Here is a 16,207-nt window from a genome sequence, read left to right as displayed (position 1 = left end):
CCTCGCCCCAAAAACTCTCTTTTTTTCATAAAATTCAAAAAAATTTGAATCATATCACCGCTAAAACAGTGGAAAATCAAATCTATTTTGTTTATATTCTTAAAGAGGATTTATAGAGAATTTTAAAGGAGTTAAAAATGTTTTACAAACATTGGAAGAAAATCGCTCTAGCGCTGACCAGTTTCTTTTGGAACAGTTGCGATAATGCGCCAACATCAGTCGACAGCAGCGGAGCCAACCTGTCAAGTTCTTCTACAGACTCTCAATCCAGTTCTTCTACGGACAACAATCAATCCAGCTCTTCAGTGGTGGCACCAGCTTCTAGCAGTGTTCCGTTATACGGGGTTATGTCTAGCATAGCCGAATCAAGCAGCAGCTTCGAGCAGATTATGCCAGCATATGGTGTTTACAGCCGAGTCACTTGTTACGAAGACGGTAAGGGCGTCAAAACAAACGGCGAAGTCAACGTAACAAAACTCATTTGCGATGACGGTGTCAACTGCAAGGAACACGAAGTGCTTAAAGCCGGTGAACCCTTACCATGTACACCAATCGACGACGGCGACCTCAAGGGAGCCGTAGCTTGCCCCGATTATGGCATTGTTTATGTCTCCGAAAAGACTTACGACTGTGATGGAGTCAAATATAACGAGGCCGAATTCCGCACACGCTACGATAGGAAATACACCACAAAGCCCGCAAGTTCCAGCAGCACCGAACAAAGTTCTAGCAGTCAAGTTACATGCAGTCTAGATCCAACCTCGTTTTTTTACTACAATCGTTCAGAAAAATACACGGAACGCCAAGCCATATCTAACGCCACCGACCGAGCTAAATGGGAAGGTTCTGGGAAAATCGGTGAAATTATCAGGGAACAATTCAAAGACAAAGACGTTCCCAAATGCCTTGAAGACATACAGGAATCTCTAGAAGAAAGTTTTGTCGCTTTGTACGGAGCTCCAGGGAACCCCATCCCAAGACAATACAAGTGCAGTGACGGCACAACATACCCAACTGAATCATACCTTGAACAACAAAAATTTGACGAAGAACAGGCAAAGAAAAAGCCCCAATACGATGAAAAATACAATGAAGTTTACAAGGAAGAAACCGAGAAACTCGATAAGGAAATCGAAGATTGCTTGAATTCCGAACAAAGCGATGATTAACAAATAACCGTCATGTTATACAAATTCTTAAAATTTCTATTTCTTTCGGCACTCACTTTTGTGTGGGGTGGTTGTGAAAACAAGGACCATGCTGTAGCCGGTTATGGTTGCATCTCGACCCAATGCTACAACACAACTGCGGTAAACGACGCAGGCAAAGCATTCGACATCATTGAATGCGAAAACGGAGATAAATACTTAAGGCATCCGGGAATTTACGAGAGCTATTTAGCGCCAAACGATTTACCCCCAGGTGTTGAAGTTTTCGCTCCACAGCAGAAGCCGGGCGCAATAGGGTGCGGTGTTACAAACTGCACATACAGCGAACAAGATCTTTGCGTGGACGGATTCGTTTTAGACGAACATGGAAACGAACAACCCGTCGGTGGATGCTACCCCACCATCAATTGTCCGGAGAAGAAATAATGTTCTACAAGCACTGGAAAAAACTTCTACTCACGATTACCGCCTTTTTATGGGCGGGGTGTCACTACGAAGACGACGCACAACCCCTGTATGGCGTATATTGCCCGCCAGAAGGCTGTGGCGACCCCGAATTAAGCAGTTCATCCGAAGCTACGCCCGAATCTAGCTCGGAAGTGGGAAGCAGTTCGTCCGAATTCAACGCGCTAAGTTCCAGCAACATACAGGAATCAAGTTCCAGCGTCGAAGCTCTGAGTTCTAGTTCCCAAACAGCAAGTTCAAGTTCTGCCAAAGTAACATGCGTACCAGGCGATTCAACTATTAGCTATTATGCCCCCTCTTATTCAGCTGATATTGCCAAAATGAATGCTGAAGAAAGGGCTAAACGCACCGGCTTTAATAAAGTGGACAGTATCCATAATGAATTGCTAACGCCGCCTCAGTGTCTCGCGGATTTACGTCAGCAACTTAACGATTTCGTTGCCCTGTACGGAGCCCCCGTCAATTTTCCCAAAGATTCTGTTTGCAGCGATGGCACAACACGCCCGACAAAAGAATACCAAGAATATCTGCAAATGAAAGAAGAATGGGAAGCTAATAAGCCCGCTCTAGATGCAGAATGCCAAAAGATTTACGACGAAAAGCTAGAAGTCATCCAGCAGAAAATCAAAAAATGTCTGAGCAATTCTGACACCACTAAAAAAATTGCTTGTGAAATTGAAGCCATGTGTCCCGTATATGGAACAAATTCAACATGTTCTAACAACTACAATTGTGAAGACGGCGCTGAATGTTGGGACAGCACAAACAAAACTGTTAGATGTACCGATGGAAACGGGAATGAAGTCACATACACCGAAGAAGAATTTAAGGCAAAATATTACGGAAAACGCAATTATTAAATTAAATTTTTCCTAATCCCTAAAACATAATACATATAGCTTAAACATGTTCTACAAACACTGGAAAAAAATAGCTCTCGCCCTGACCGCCTTTTTCTGGGGCGGTTGCAACGATAATTCAACATCCAGCAAAGAACAGGTCGCATGTTCTTTTACAGGAGAATGCCCCGAATATGGCGTCGCCGGCTATTATTGTGAAGATGGTATTTCCCCGGACGATAACGGTCAAAACTGTACATATGTACCAGGACCTACATGCTCCATATTCTACAATTGTGATGATGGAGTTTCTTGTCTGGTTGACGAAGGAGGTCATGTTCTAAAATGCAAGGACAAACAAGACAAAGATTTTTCGATTCAGGATACCGAATTTTTTACCAAGTATTATATTGATCCAGATAAATAAAAAAAACTAAATTCTAAAGCCTATGCAACTCTCTCTTAAAAAGAAACTCGCTCTCGAAGCTTATCGCCTTTATCGTCACAACGAAATCAAGGCTCACCCGCTCACGTACTTTTTCTGGGAATGTACGCTCCGCTGCAATTTGCATTGTTTGCACTGCGGTAGCGACTGCGTCAAGGACGCCATCCCCGACATGCCCCGCGAAGATTTTATGGCTGTGCTCGACAAGCTCGCCCCACACATCGATCCGAAACACTTTATCGTGGTGATTACCGGCGGCGAACCCTTGATGCGTCCGGACCTCGAAGAATGTGGTCAAGAAATCAAGAAGCGCGGCTACCCCTGGGGCATGGTCACGAACGGTCTTGCAATGACTCCGGAACGCTACACCAAGCTCTTGAACGCAGGTCTCCGCTCGCTCACCATCAGCCTTGACGGTCTCGAAGCAAGCCACAACCATTTCCGTGGCGATCCGCATAGCTTTGAGCGAGCGCTGCGTGCCATAGACATGGCCGCCCACACCGAAGGCCTCACCTTCGATGTGATGACCTGTGTGAACCGCGAAAACCTCAAGGAACTCCCGAAAATCTTGGACATGCTTTTGAAAATCGGTGTGAAGCGCTGGCGCGTGGCAACGGTGTTCCCGAAAGGCCGCGCCAAGGACAATCCACTGTTCCAGCTCACGAATCAGGAATTCCGCCAGGTGTTCGACTTTATCCGCGAAGTGAAAAAACTGAACGTCATCAGCGTGAACTACGGCTGCGAAGGCTTCCTCGGCAGTTACGAGAAAGACGCCCGCAACTACCCGTTCTTCTGCCGCGCCGGCGTAAACGTCTCTTCCGTGCTCTGCGACGGAAGTATCTCGGCTTGCCCGAGCTTGCGCGGCGACTACATCCAAGGCAACATCTACAAGGATGATATTTGGGACGTATGGCAGAACCGCTACCAAGTGATGCGCGACCGCAGTTGGGCTAAAATTGGCGATTGCAAGACCTGCAAATACTGGCGCTACTGCGAAGGTTCCAGCCTGCATCTCCGTGACGAAAAAACGAAAGAGTTGGCTTACTGTCATGTAGCGAGACTTGAAGCCGCTGGTGCGTGATGACATAAATGCTCCCGGACTTGTTCCGACGCAAAAAACATTATAAGAAAAACTAAAAAACGCCCGGTTCCAATGAACCGAGCGTCTTTAATTTCAAACGTATTCCGAATTACTTAGCTTCGAAATAGTAGGTCTGGAGAGTCTTTCCGTCCTGGGAAAGCTGAATAATCTGCTTGCCCTTCGGGAGGTTGCCAGTGATCTTGAAGAGGTTTTCAGCAACGTATTCGACCTTGAGATCGGTTGCCTTATCCTTGACCGGGAACACGCCCTTCGTTTCGCCTGCGCCAAAGCCCTTGCAGTCCTTGTGAGAAGCGATCGGAGCGACGACAGCCGGATAGGTCTTAGCCGTGATTGCGGTAGACACAGAAGAAGAGTTGTGGTAGAACACTTCGAGTTTGCCTTCGATGACTCGCGGATCCGGGAGGTTCGTTACGGCAGAAGTAACAGCAGCCGGAGCGGCGGCCTTCTTAGCCTTCTTGCCCTTCTTGCCTTTCTTCTTGACACCAATCTTTTCAGCAAGGCTTGCTTTTGCATCACCAGCCTGCTGCTGCGGCATAGTCAAGCGGTAACCAGCGATAGATTCATCGCAGTTCGTGGAGTAAACAACCCACTTGTTATCAATCTTGAGCGGGCCTTCCGGAGTACCCTGGTACAGACCCGGATCAACCTGTGCGCTGTAGATATAAAGAATGAGAGAAGCGTTCGGATTCTGTTCCGTCGTTTCAATCTTCATACGGGTCTTCACATACTTAGAACGACCTGCATAAACTCTATAGGCGCCAACCGGGACCTTGACAAACTTGAACTTGCCCTTGCGGAGTTCCTGGTTGAATTCATACTTCTTGGAAAGAGTGGTGTAAATCGTGGAGTCCATACCAACAGTCGGCATTTCCAACGGTTTGTTGGTGAAAGCATCACGGACTTCACCTTCGATAGTACCAGTCTTACCGTTATCGCAAGCCGTCATAGCGAGAGCAATAAGGGCTGCGGCACAAATGCTAAGTTTATTTTTCATTTTGCGTCCTCTAGGGTTAATAAGACAAAAGCCTCCCTAAATTAGGGAGGCCCCAAACTTTAAGAAGATTAAGCTTCTTCTTCAGTCTTGACCGGAACAGCCTTGCGAGTCTTACGCTTTGCAGAGGTGATGTTAGCACCGCCGCCATAGCGCTTGTTGAAGCTGTCGATACGGCCAGCCGTATCCACGCGATGCTGCTTGCCCGTCCAGAACGGATGGGTATCAGCCGTAATTTCCAAGGAAATTACGCTATATTCAACACCATCGATAGTCTTCTTTTCGGCAGAAGACTTCGTGGAGCGGGTGATGTATTCTTTACCCGTATTCGCATCGACGAACACGACCGGTTGATAATTAGGGTGGATACCTTCTTTCATTATAAAACTTCCTGTGAAGTAATTGTTGAGAGCTAAAATTTAGTTGAATTTCGCGATTTTGGCAAGCGGAAGCCTCATTTTTAGTATTTTTATAGCATGAAATCTTTATTGTTGCTCAGTTTATTGCTTTTACTCGCATGCGAAAACGACCATCCGACCATTAAAATCATCGAAATGAACAAGAAAATGGTCCTCGAAGAATGGCCGGATAGCAACTATATTGCCTCGCTAGACTCCATTTTACGACTCGAACCGGTCAAAAAGGGGAAAGATTCCGCCGACGTAAGCCTCAAGATGAACGCGTTCAAGGCGCCGACTTTCAAGCTCCCGCCGTCCGTCACCGGAAAGAGCTCATCTAAAAAGTCTGGGCTGAGCAAGCCACCAAAACAGGTCAAGCAAGCCGCAGAGGCCTCCAAGCCAAGCAACAACGCCGAAAATTTCGTCGCCAAGTTCTCGAACGCGCTCTCGGCACTCCAGTCCGACCCGTCCAACAAGAGCCTGTATAAAGTCGTTACTGCAAACGACGGCGAAGACTTGTTCAAGCTCCTCCGTAGAACTTATGGCGCAGGCACACAGAACCTCCCCCGCTTCTATGTGCTCTCGGCACTCCAATCTGTGAACGCAGGCGTCATGCTCGAGCACCTCAATGCCGGCGACAAAGTCCGCGTCCCGAGACTCTAAAAAAGCGTCTTCACGCCGAAACCTAGCACACCGTCTAGGTAATCGCACATATTGGATGCAATTATTATTGCTGTTAGTGAGATGTTCTATAAAAAAGAACCGAATGATTAACAGAGTGAGAACATAGCGTCGGCCAAGGATGGGGAGGGTGCAGGGAGGGGCCCGTGCGGCCTTCGCAACTCCGAGCTGGGGCCCCGCCCGCATGACGTACTTTTTTTGCTTTTTTCAAAAGCTTTTTTCTAAAAAAGCGTTTTTACACCGAACCCTAGCACACCGTCCAAATAATCGCACCCATTGCGGAGTGCATAATAAATGCTAAAGCTCCACGATTTGCGGTACTGCGTAAACCCAACGCCGTAGTCATGCTCGCCCGCCCACCCATGGAAAGGCTTCATCCGCCTATATAGCCCCGGCTGATAAAAGAGCTCAATCGACAAATCATAGCCGTCCTGCCAAAGCAAAGCAGCCTGAGAAAATCCATACGCGCGAGTCCGCACAAAGCCATACATCATTCCCTTGAATGAGTTGATTCCCCCCAAAGCAAACAAGTCTTCACGGGCAAAAGAACCTCCCGATGGAAGCAACGTTCCAGCCGCGGCAGAATACCGCATAATGAAATTCTTGTACAAGGGCACATAATGCGTGAACGAAGATTCCAACCGCAAATAGCTATCAAGCGAGTCCGGGCGATCCATCATCCACGCCAACGACACATCAAAAGAAGTTCCGCGACGGGGCAGCATGAGGCGGTCAAACGAAACATATGAAAGTTCAAAAGTCGAGCTCTTTTCATCATTGCCTATGCCCACAAACGCAGCAACATCAATGCTAAAGCCAATGTTCCGCGATACGCCAACCTCTAGCCGTGAATTGCGCGACAGCGAATCGTCCTCAAAAAATCCGCGAACAACGACATCCCACGCCGACCCGAAGATAAAGCGTTCTCGATACGAGCCATCTATACGGCGGGACTCTTTTTGCGAATAACCTTCCATTTGCAAATCACGCCCTGTACCCAAGATATTGAACAAAGCGAGATTCACCTTGCCTTCCCAAACGTTCTCATCGCTTGAGTATGTGAGGTAACCTTCTGCCGCAGAAATCGGAAGCGCACGCATGGAATACGCCGGAATCACACGATGGCGCACAGGATCACGGAACAAGCGAACATTTGCAGTCTGTTCGTAATAGCCCAACCGGGAAAGCCTATTTTCAGAGCGTTCCAAATCCGTCAGCGAAACAGAACCACCTACTTCAAGCCCGGTCAACAATCTAAAAACATCAACATCTGTAGCGCCAGAATCCAAATTTTCAGGTCCGGCCCACACCCAAGCACTACCTCGATCAAACTTGCAATGCATCACGCCCGCGCTATCGACATTCACATCTAGCTTTGCACCAAGAAACCCATGGTCCTCATAGTAGCGCAACAACTTTTGTCGAGTTTCCCGCCAAGAATCGCAAGGCATACCGACAGCAGTTTCCATCGACAGTTCATCAAAATCGCTGTGTTTTCCATCCCACTCAATACGCTCAATACGGCATGTCGAAGCAAAGCTCTCACCAATGCCGAGCGTCATAACAAGCATCCAAATAAAGGAGCAAAGCAAAGTATTTCGAATCCACTGTAACATACTAGAAATACGCCTTAGCCTCGCTCGACAATTTTTGGAACACATTTTCTTCGGCATCGCCAAAACGCAAAATATAACGGAGGGAAAGAGACAAGAAATTATTCACCTCGACCGAAACCATGGTTTCGAGCCTGTAAGTAACACCATCGCTAAAACCGGACATCATCTGGTAAGGAATATCGCCATCGCGTTCATTCATTTGTATGGACGCAAAAGAAACATGGCCATCGACAATTCCTTCTTTTTCATAACCCACGCGGATTTCTTCTTCCCAAAGATATGCACCAAATGAAGATTTCAAATCATCTTCACCAGAGCCTTCACGATAACGGATACGCGGTTCTAAACGGAATCCAGCAGGCAATTTCCACGTGTATTTTCCTGAAATATCCCAAATATTCCAATTCAATTTTTGAAGAGCGGTCAAATTGACCGATTCAAAAACATTATCTATACCAATGTAATGATCTTCGTTTATTTTCAAACCCGCCGAAATCTTATGATCGAAAATATCCTGATAATATCCGATCGAAGACATTTTCTTTTCGTATAAAGCACTTGGATTATACTGCGCCATCACTCCTGACGGATGGTCCCAAGCAAGAGTCGCTTCCCATGAGACCGTTCCCGCAGTCACCGATTTTAACCCCGCTGGCACAACCGGAGGGAAATAAATCTTCTTACCCGTCGTATCTTCAGCTTCAGAATGGTACGATGCGCTAAGCGTTATGTCGCGCAAAAGTCCCTGATTAATTCCGAGCGACACTCCCGGATTCCAAGATAGATTCGCTTCAAAAGTTGCATTCGACGAAAGAACGGCACCGACCGAATCATTGCGGCCCATCCCTTCATAGACAAAGTCACCATTGTCTACACCTTCAATAAAAGCTCCCGTAAGGCTATCATAGCGAACATCACCCGTTCCCTTCGCCACAGCCTTATAAATTGCCGTGTAAGTTTGTTCTGACGTCATTCCAAATCGGTAAGCGACAGAACCTTGCAGCCCCATGTCATCATCGCCAAAATTTGTATTCAAATCACCCACCCATGAATCCGAAGCGCCCAAGGAATCCGATACAGCATGTGAATACTGCAACAAATGCGACAAATTGAATTTGCGGAAATTCGCTTCTGCCGATTGCGTCCAAGTTACAGAATTCACGGAATCGCGCCACCCCTCGCCTTTTTTCATATCATGTTTGCGCACCGTAAGCGTCCCGACCGATTCCTTCACATTCCACAAGTCCTCATTCAACGATGCACCAACGGCTGTTTTTGCATAACCGCGTTCTGATTTGTTTCCAAGCGAATCCACCACGGAATAGCGCACATCGCCATTGCCAAAAGGTCTAAAGAATCCGCGCAAAAACTCCGACGAGAACGTTCCCTGATACCGTTTCTGCTCCACGTTTTGCACGCAAGAAACATACGATGCCGTAAACTCGCTCATGGCATCTAAATTACGATGAACAAGCGACAATTGCGACCGCGAAGAATTCCACTTTTCATCATCGCCACGACGGTACCCCCACTTTGCCGTTCCGAACCAATCCTTGCCCAAGCGGAATCGAAGCGCAAGTTCATCATGGCGCAAGTCGCCTTTCAAAAGCGCACTATCCAAGTCCCACTCGTTTCTAAGCGCATACGCATCCCAATCTCTATCGCTCCCGCTAAATTCAGAAATAGCAAAGCCCTCCTGAACAAAGTTTCCATAAACCGAAAGAGCAACCGGGAACGCCTGCAAATTCTGTGTCGAGTCCGATGTCACGAACCACCTAAAAGCACGACCGCTCGGCCCGCCCACATCATCAGAAACCGTATTGGAATCCATGCGGTTAAGCCCAAGTTCAACATCTGCATAAAAGCGGTGCTCCGCCTGCAGGCGAAGCCTTGCGCCCAAGCGTTCCGACATTTTCGGGCGGTGCAATTCTTGGAGCGACGAACCTGCCCCTAAATTTTCGCCACGGTCATTTTTCAAAAGCTCGTAATCAGCACTGTCAAGCGTGCTTTTTCGCATGCGTTCCACGTCATTTTCCAAATGGAATCCGGACACATCAAAGAACAAATTTTCCATTCGCAGACTACCACGAACAGCATACATCGTATAAATATCATCGTTCAAATAAGCGTCGTATTCCACCGAAATAACATCATCGCTTCCAGGAATAATTCCATTCTTAAAATTCAAAAGACCGCCAGCATAATTCACTTCGTAATCGCGGTTACGGACAAGTTCTACACCGTTCAGCCAAACTTTTTCGGAATTTGGCACCACCGAAATGAACCCAGCCGATTCATCCAAATAATACCCCTCACGTTGCCCTTGAACACCGCTAAACGAACGCGAATAACGCGTCACCTCGTCCGTACCCCAAGCACCACTGGCCTCGCCGCTAACCTTGGAACCACGGTAACGCAATGTCGCCATAGCACCAAGCGAAGAACGGCTAAATGAAGAAAGCCCCATGGAATTATCATTCCACGTAAAATCGCCCAAATGAAGCACAGCAAACGGAGATTCAACCCTGAAATAAATCTGGTCTACTTCCTGTAGTGTTGCCGTCGTCTGGTCACCCGCCTTGCGGTCTACATCCGACAAAAGAGCATCAATGTAAACGCTGTCCGAAAGGCGCCCTTGTATCGAAAGACGCAATTCTTGGTCGACTTGGGTTCCGCCATCGCCCACAGTCACTTGCATCGTTTTATAACCGTGAGTTTCGATTTCGGCATGAGATGAATCAGACGCATCCGTTGTTGCGACAAAATCTGCCGTTTCCGACGCATTTTCTAAAGCATTTTTTTCAAGAATAGAAGGGTCCCAAACCGGGAGCGAATCCACATCCAACGCAAAGGCTAGACTGACAAATAGCAGGCCTAAAGGAATAGACCGCATACAAAACTACCGGGAAGGAGTCACCACGCGGAACTGCCGGCTAGCAAGCAACTTGCGGCCCGCCACCAAATCGACACTCCATTCGCCAAGCTCAACTAAATCAGAAGCAAGCATCGAACTGCAGACATCACCCGTAAGGTTACATGGTTCTACAAAAATCGTATCTATTCCCAAGAACCAAATGTGGAACAGAGTATCTTCCTGATAACGTGCAGAATTTGTTATAGACGAAAAAACGTAAAGTCTTGTATTTTCTTCAAAAACGCTATCGGCACCGAAAGGTTCACCGTTCACGATATGGCGGCAAACAACGCTATTCGCCGGAGAAAGTTCAATATCGGAATTGTCTGTAAAACTGACTTCGTCATCAATAAAAATCGTGACAACTCGGTGAATAAAGAAACCTAAAAAAAAGGCTATTGCAATAACAGTAGTCTTTCTTATATTTCTCAGTGGCGGAAACCGGCCTGCCACAAGCACCTCCTAGCGGACAAGACTGCTCGTATTCTGCGTAAACGCAGGAACGGCGTCCTCCAACTTTTCCACTAGCAAGCGGTTAAAGTCATCGATACGATTCGGGAGCTTGCCGCCCTTGAATACCTGGACGAGCAAAAGCGATTGGTCCACTGGGGAAATATAAACGGAACGATTCTCGCCCGCAAAAGAAACGGACTGGAATTTTTCACCACCCAGCATAACTCCAATCTGACGTGAAGAGTCAAATGCAGCAATACTCAAAACGGCAAGAGGCGTTGCATCTAAATCAGAACCTAAAGACCCTACCTCTGCAATGATATTTCCATCGCGATGGCAAAGAACAACATATTCGCACTTGACACTTGCTTGATAGGCAGTCATCAAGCGACGCACTTTGTTAGCATCATCAGAATAAATTGTATAATCGCTCATAATTTAAACCACAAACAATAAAACTTACTTGTCTTTCGGCTTGTATGGACGCAAGACAATTTCATCATCATCATCCGACTGAGCCTGTTTTTCTACAGGACGACCAAACGTTGGCATTCTAGGAACTGCAGTCGCTACACGTGGACGAGCAAACGGCGAAGACATCGCACCCTTCTGGAATAATCCTGAACCAGCACCGCCGGAGTTCGCTGCATTCGCCTGCGGCTTTGCGGCAAACGAGGGCATGCGGAACGGGGATGTCGGCTGTTGCGGAGCTGCAGGGGCAGCTTCATTCTGCGATTTACCAGCATCGGCATTTTCGGCCGGAGCTTCGGTCGCAGTCTGACCTGCGGCGTTGTTTGCATTGCCTGCGGCCTTACGCAAAAACCCCTGCTTCACATTAAACTTTTCAATCACCAACATGGCGATTGTCTTTAACGTTGTTACAACGCCCTTACCATTATGGGCGGTTGCCGGGAAAAACTGGATTTTTTTATCCGGATTGAGCTGTTCGTTCATCTCGTCCAGAGTAAAAACGTTTTCCATATCGCGCTTGTTATACTGTAAAACAAACGGGATATCATCCAAGTTCATGCCGTAGTCCTGCAAATTCTGGCGCAAGTTCTGGAGGCTTTCCAAGTTTTCGGCCTGACGAGAACGCTGGGAATCAGCAACAAAGACGATTCCATCAACACCGCGAAGCACAAGCTTACGAGTGCTATTATAATAGACCTGACCAGGAACGGTATAAAGTTGGAAGCGAGTCTTAAACCCTTTAATATCGCCCAAATTCAGAGGCAAAAAGTCAAAGAACAAGGTACGATCACCTTCAGTCGCAAGCGAGACCATGTCAGTACGCTTGTCTTGAGGCATTTTCTGATGAATCACCTGAAGATTCGTGGTTTTACCACTCAGACCAGGACCATAGTAAACGACCTTACAACTAATTTCTCTTGTAGCAAAATTAATAGACGACATTATAATTCCTTGAAACCCAGTACTTAATCTAGTAAAAAAGTTTCGTAATCAAAATAAAATTTTCATTTTTTGGCTTTTTTTAACCAAAATCACAATTTTTCGTCTAAAAATCGAAAAAATTTTACCCTCGCCATGTTTCGCGACATTTTCGTCACAATTTTTAAATAACAAAACAGACCGACATACTTTTGTACATCGGTTCATTTTGCTTAAAATCTGTAAAAAGACTCTAATTAAGCGAGGCCGTTGATGACCTTAGCAACCTTGGCCTTGTAGTTGGCAGCACGGTTGGCGCAGAAACCAGCGCGGTGAGAAACGGCAGCCTTGTCGAGCATGCTGAAGAGCTTCGGCATTTCTTCGAGGGCAGCAGCTTTAGTAGCAGCAGTGCGGATAACCTTGAGGCTAGCACGGATAGCGCTACGAGTGGAACGGTTCATTGCGTTGGCCTTTTCGGCCTGGAGCAAACGCTTTTTGCAAGACTTGTGTTGAGGCACCTTAAAATCTCCGGGTGAAAACCTACTTAAAAAATGTTAGCACAAAGATAGTAAAAGTTTGGAAGTTGTCAAGGGGCGGGAAAATGCTAAATTGCACACCATGATTCCGTTTATCAATGTACGTGCGCAACGCGAAGCCTACAAATCTGAATTTTTAAAAGCAGAACAAGACGTCCTGGACAGCGGATGCTATATCGGTGGTCCGGTCGTTCAGGGGCTCGAAGCTGAACTTGCAGCATTTACTGGAACAAAGCACATTGTCACCTGCGGAAGCGGAACCGACGCATTGACCATCGCTCTTATGGCTCTCGGAATTGAACCGGGAGACGAAGTCATCGTCCCAGATTTCACCTTCATTGCACCCGCCGAATGCGTCATGAGGCTTGGCGGCATTCCGAAATTTGCAGACATCGATTCCGAAACACTGCAGATTTCGCCCGAGGAAATTGAAGCATTAGTCGGAGAAAAAACGCGCGGGATTATCGCAGTCAACTTATTTGGCCAGTGCCCAGATTATAAGATTATCAAGGAAACAGCCCACAGGCACGGACTTTGGCTTATCGAAGACTCAGCACAGGCGTTCGGCGCCACACAAAATGGAGCTCACGCCTGCACATTCGGGGACATTTCCATCACGAGTTTTTACCCGGCAAAGCCGCTCGGCTGCTACGGTGACGGCGGAGCACTTTTCACGCAAAACGATGAACTCGCAAAAAAAATCCGCCTCATTGCAAATCACGGCAGCAATACACGTTATGTCCACGAAATCTGCGGTTTGAACAGCCGACTTGATGCTATCCAAGCAGCAGTCCTGCGAGTCAAACTCCGTCATTTCAAGGATGAGCTGAACACGCGCCGCGAAAACGCCCGCAAATATGACGTGTTTTTCGCAGAGCGTAACAACGCAGCTAAAGGAGCCAACGATGCTAACGACAACGGTGCAAAAATTGTACCACAAAAAATCGCAAGTGGCAACACGAGCACCTACGCGCAATACACCGTGCTGGCAGACAACAGCGAATCATTTATCAAGCAACTCGACAATGCAGGTATTCCGCACTGCATCCACTACCCCGCTCCATTGCACGAACAGCCTTGCTTTAAAGAACTTGTTCAAGATAAAGTCAATACAAACGCTGTCGAAGCAAGCAAAAAAGTCGTGAGCCTTCCCATGTGCGCCTTCACAGACGTGGATGAGATTATCGCGAGACTTAAGAAAGAAATGTAAAAGCGAAATAGCTAGTTACTAGTTATTAGTCAATAATTATTAGTTTAAATCTGGTGACTTCGTCGCGACCTTTCCAACTAGCGACCAACGACCATTGACTAACGACTACAAAACAAATTTCTCGATAACTTCGGTAATTCCTGAATGATTGTTGTCGTGCTCGGTCACGTAATTGGCGACAGCCTTTGCCGCCTGTGACGCATTCGCCATAGCCACCCCAACACCAGCCGCTTCGATCATCGGACAATCGTTTTCTTCATCGCCCACAGCTATCGTATTTTCAATCGGCTCATGATAAAAATCCGCCATGTAGCGCACTGCAGCACCTTTGTTCGAAAGCATGTGCGAGAATTCCAGCATTTCAGGCTTGCTGAACACATCAAACAGCTTACCTGCGGTCACAGTCCGCATGTCGGCACGGAAATCCACGAGACTCGAATGTTCAAACGGCGTAATGACGTTCACCTTGATCGGTGGCTTGATCACAACATTTATCGGGCCGTTCGCATTGACCAGTCCATTGTAATATGTACGGATATCGTCAACAACAACATAATCCATTTGCATCAAGCGGCAATACGTTTTGAGTTGTTCCGTTTCGTATTCGCTCACAACCAAATCGCCCGCATACGTGTGCGCATGCATTCCGCGCTTGTGCGCCTCGTCCATGATGAACTTCACCTGATCGACAGAAATACGCCGTGTCAAAATTGATTCGCCGGTTCCGCAATCGTAAATCAAACCGCCATTGAAGCTCACCAAAAAATATCCCGGCTGCAAAAAGCCGTACTTTTTTGCAATTCGCTTCACGCTTGTAAGCGGGCGGCCAGTCGTCATCACGAACTTATGCCCCGCGTCTATCATCGCGTGTATTGCAGCCATGTCCGCTTCGCTGATGTTCTTAGCATCATCAAGAAGCGTTCCGTCCAAATCAGTAAAAAGAAGTTTCATCGAGCCAAATATAGAAAGTCCACCAATTTCACCAAAAATTTTTATTTACATTTTTCTTAAAAGAAGGAAACCTTATGCAAATTGATGAATTACTCATAGAAGCAAAAAGCGTTGCCATTTTTGGACATGTCCGCCCCGACGGAGACTGCGTGGGTTCCACGCTCGGCCTTTTCAACTACATCAAGGACAATTACCCATCCATCAAAGTCCATATTTTCTTGGAACGCTTCCCAGAAAATTACAAGCTTCTCCCCAACGCCAATAATACAAACGAAGACTATAGCGATGAGTTCGGAACATACGACCTGGTTTTTCTCATAGACACGCCTTCGTTTGAACGTGTCGGCGCCAACGGCGAACCTTGCATCAAGGCAGCCCGCAAGACCTGCAACATCGACCACCACATCAGCAATCCGCTGAATCTCTGTACTGTAAACGTCGTCGATGCCAAGGCCAGTTCAGCATGCGAAGTCCTGTACTTTTTGCTGAATCCGGACAAAATTTCTAAAGATACAGCCGAATGTCTCTATTTGGGCATTGTGCACGATACGGGAGCGTTCAAGTTCAGCAGTACCGGGCAAAAAACGATGGAAGCTATCGCCAACTTGCTCGAAAAAGGAATCGACTTCACACGTATCATCAACGAAACGTACTACACAAGAACGTACATCCAAACCGTTGTCACCGGATACGTAATGATGAACTGCAAGCTGGCTCTCGATGGGAAAGTCGTTTACAGTTACCTTACCCCCGAAGACATGGTCCGCTATTCCGTGACGCCGGTCGAACTGAGTAACGTGATCGACACACTTCGCGAAGTCAGCGGTACTGAAGTAGCCATATTCATATACCCCGTCAACGGCGAATACAAGATTAGCCTACGAAGCAATTATGTTGTCGATGTCAACAAAGTTGCAGGAGCCTTTGGCGGAGGCGGTCACGTTCGCGCCGCAGGCGGAAATTCCAAAGAAAGCCCCGAAGAGACGATTACAAAACTCTTGAAGCTCATTCAGGAACAGCTTCAAAACAACGTTACAGAAAAGTAAGC

16 protein-coding genes and 1 pseudogene are annotated in these 16,207 nt (G+C 47.0%); 8 read left to right on the top strand and 9 right to left on the bottom strand.

Annotation, left to right across the window (positions count from 1 at the left end):
• Positions 1-137 precede the first annotated feature (137 nt).
• From BUQ91_RS03340 to BUQ91_RS03325, 5 genes are read left to right on the top strand one after another with little or no spacing between them, the layout of a single operon-like run.
• Positions 138-1,169 carry a hypothetical protein gene (locus BUQ91_RS03340; RefSeq protein WP_139299681.1) on the top strand — a complete coding sequence of 344 codons (1,032 nt, stop codon included), beginning with the start codon at positions 138-140 and terminating at the stop codon, positions 1,167-1,169.
• Between the two features lie 12 nt (positions 1,170-1,181).
• Positions 1,182-1,595 carry a hypothetical protein gene (locus tag BUQ91_RS03335; protein WP_074208143.1) on the top strand — a complete coding sequence of 138 codons (414 nt, stop codon included), beginning with the start codon at positions 1,182-1,184 and terminating at the stop codon, positions 1,593-1,595.
• Positions 1,595-2,494 (top strand): hypothetical protein, encoded by a 900-nt coding sequence (locus tag BUQ91_RS03330; RefSeq protein ID WP_074208142.1) that lies wholly within the window; start codon positions 1,595-1,597, stop codon positions 2,492-2,494. The genes BUQ91_RS03335 and BUQ91_RS03330 overlap by 1 nt, the downstream gene beginning before the upstream one ends.
• Before the next feature lie 46 nt (positions 2,495-2,540).
• Positions 2,541-2,900, top strand: a complete 360-nt coding sequence (locus tag BUQ91_RS15495) for a hypothetical protein (RefSeq protein WP_139299680.1) — start codon at positions 2,541-2,543, stop codon at positions 2,898-2,900.
• A gap of 22 nt (positions 2,901-2,922) precedes the next feature.
• Positions 2,923-3,999 (top strand): TIGR04133 family radical SAM/SPASM protein, encoded by a 1,077-nt coding sequence (locus tag BUQ91_RS03325; RefSeq protein ID WP_074208141.1) that lies wholly within the window; start codon positions 2,923-2,925, stop codon positions 3,997-3,999.
• Between the two features lie 109 nt (positions 4,000-4,108).
• On the opposite strand, the gene BUQ91_RS03320 is transcribed toward BUQ91_RS03325, so the two are convergent.
• Positions 4,109-5,014: a hypothetical protein gene (locus BUQ91_RS03320; RefSeq protein WP_072828268.1), complete on the bottom strand. Its 906-nt coding sequence runs from the start codon at positions 5,012-5,014 to the stop codon at positions 4,109-4,111.
• Positions 5,015-5,082: 68 nt separating this feature from the next.
• Positions 5,083-5,391, bottom strand: coding sequence for a type B 50S ribosomal protein L31 (locus BUQ91_RS03315; protein WP_072828269.1), 309 nt, complete (start codon positions 5,389-5,391; stop codon positions 5,083-5,085).
• Positions 5,392-5,487: 96 nt separating this feature from the next.
• Between BUQ91_RS03315 and BUQ91_RS03310 the strand changes: the two genes are divergently transcribed.
• Positions 5,488-6,072 (top strand): hypothetical protein, encoded by a 585-nt coding sequence (locus BUQ91_RS03310; RefSeq protein ID WP_074208140.1) that lies wholly within the window; start codon positions 5,488-5,490, stop codon positions 6,070-6,072.
• Positions 6,073-6,311: 239 nt separating this feature from the next.
• Here BUQ91_RS03310 and BUQ91_RS03305 read toward each other — a convergent pair whose 3' ends face one another.
• The 6 genes and pseudogenes from BUQ91_RS03305 to rpsT form a co-directional block, all read right to left on the bottom strand.
• On the bottom strand, positions 6,312-7,706 hold the full coding sequence (locus BUQ91_RS03305; RefSeq protein ID WP_074208139.1) for a BamA/TamA family outer membrane protein: 1,395 nt from the start codon (positions 7,704-7,706) through the stop codon (positions 6,312-6,314).
• 1 nt (position 7,707) lies between these two features.
• Positions 7,708-10,599, bottom strand: coding sequence for a hypothetical protein (locus BUQ91_RS03300; protein ID WP_074208138.1), 2,892 nt, complete (start codon positions 10,597-10,599; stop codon positions 7,708-7,710).
• 6 nt (positions 10,600-10,605) lie between these two features.
• Positions 10,606-11,073, bottom strand: a complete 468-nt coding sequence (locus tag BUQ91_RS03295; RefSeq protein WP_072828273.1) for a hypothetical protein — start codon at positions 11,071-11,073, stop codon at positions 10,606-10,608.
• 9 nt (positions 11,074-11,082) lie between these two features.
• A complete protein-coding gene (locus BUQ91_RS03290) occupies positions 11,083-11,508 on the bottom strand; it encodes a roadblock/LC7 domain-containing protein (protein ID WP_072828274.1) in 426 nt (141 codons plus the stop codon).
• A gap of 411 nt (positions 11,509-11,919) precedes the next feature.
• Positions 11,920-12,486 (bottom strand): annotated as a pseudogene (locus tag BUQ91_RS16010) (ATP/GTP-binding protein); the annotation flags it as partial.
• A 233-nt stretch (positions 12,487-12,719) separates the two neighbouring features.
• Entirely contained in the window at positions 12,720-12,980 is a 261-nt protein-coding gene (gene rpsT, locus BUQ91_RS03280) for a 30S ribosomal protein S20 (RefSeq protein ID WP_012820070.1), read from the bottom strand.
• A gap of 100 nt (positions 12,981-13,080) precedes the next feature.
• Between rpsT and BUQ91_RS03275 the strand changes: the two genes are divergently transcribed.
• A complete protein-coding gene (locus BUQ91_RS03275) occupies positions 13,081-14,208 on the top strand; it encodes a DegT/DnrJ/EryC1/StrS family aminotransferase (RefSeq protein ID WP_074208136.1) in 1,128 nt (375 codons plus the stop codon).
• A gap of 105 nt (positions 14,209-14,313) precedes the next feature.
• On the opposite strand, the gene BUQ91_RS03270 is transcribed toward BUQ91_RS03275, so the two are convergent.
• A complete protein-coding gene (locus BUQ91_RS03270; protein ID WP_074208135.1) occupies positions 14,314-15,159 on the bottom strand; it encodes a Cof-type HAD-IIB family hydrolase in 846 nt (281 codons plus the stop codon).
• A 74-nt stretch (positions 15,160-15,233) separates the two neighbouring features.
• Here BUQ91_RS03270 and BUQ91_RS03265 point away from each other — a divergent pair, with 74 nt between their 5' ends.
• Complete coding sequence (locus tag BUQ91_RS03265; protein WP_074208134.1) at positions 15,234-16,205, top strand: DHH family phosphoesterase; 972 nt, start codon at positions 15,234-15,236, stop codon at positions 16,203-16,205.
• The last annotated feature ends 2 nt before the right edge of the window (positions 16,206-16,207 follow it).

Origin of the sequence: Fibrobacter sp. UWB11 (assembly GCF_900143015.1) — a bacterium.
Taxonomy (GTDB): Bacteria; Fibrobacterota; Fibrobacteria; order Fibrobacterales; family Fibrobacteraceae; genus Fibrobacter.
The sequence above is the reverse complement of the archived record's forward strand: the minus strand, read 5'-3'. Positions and strand labels throughout refer to the sequence as shown.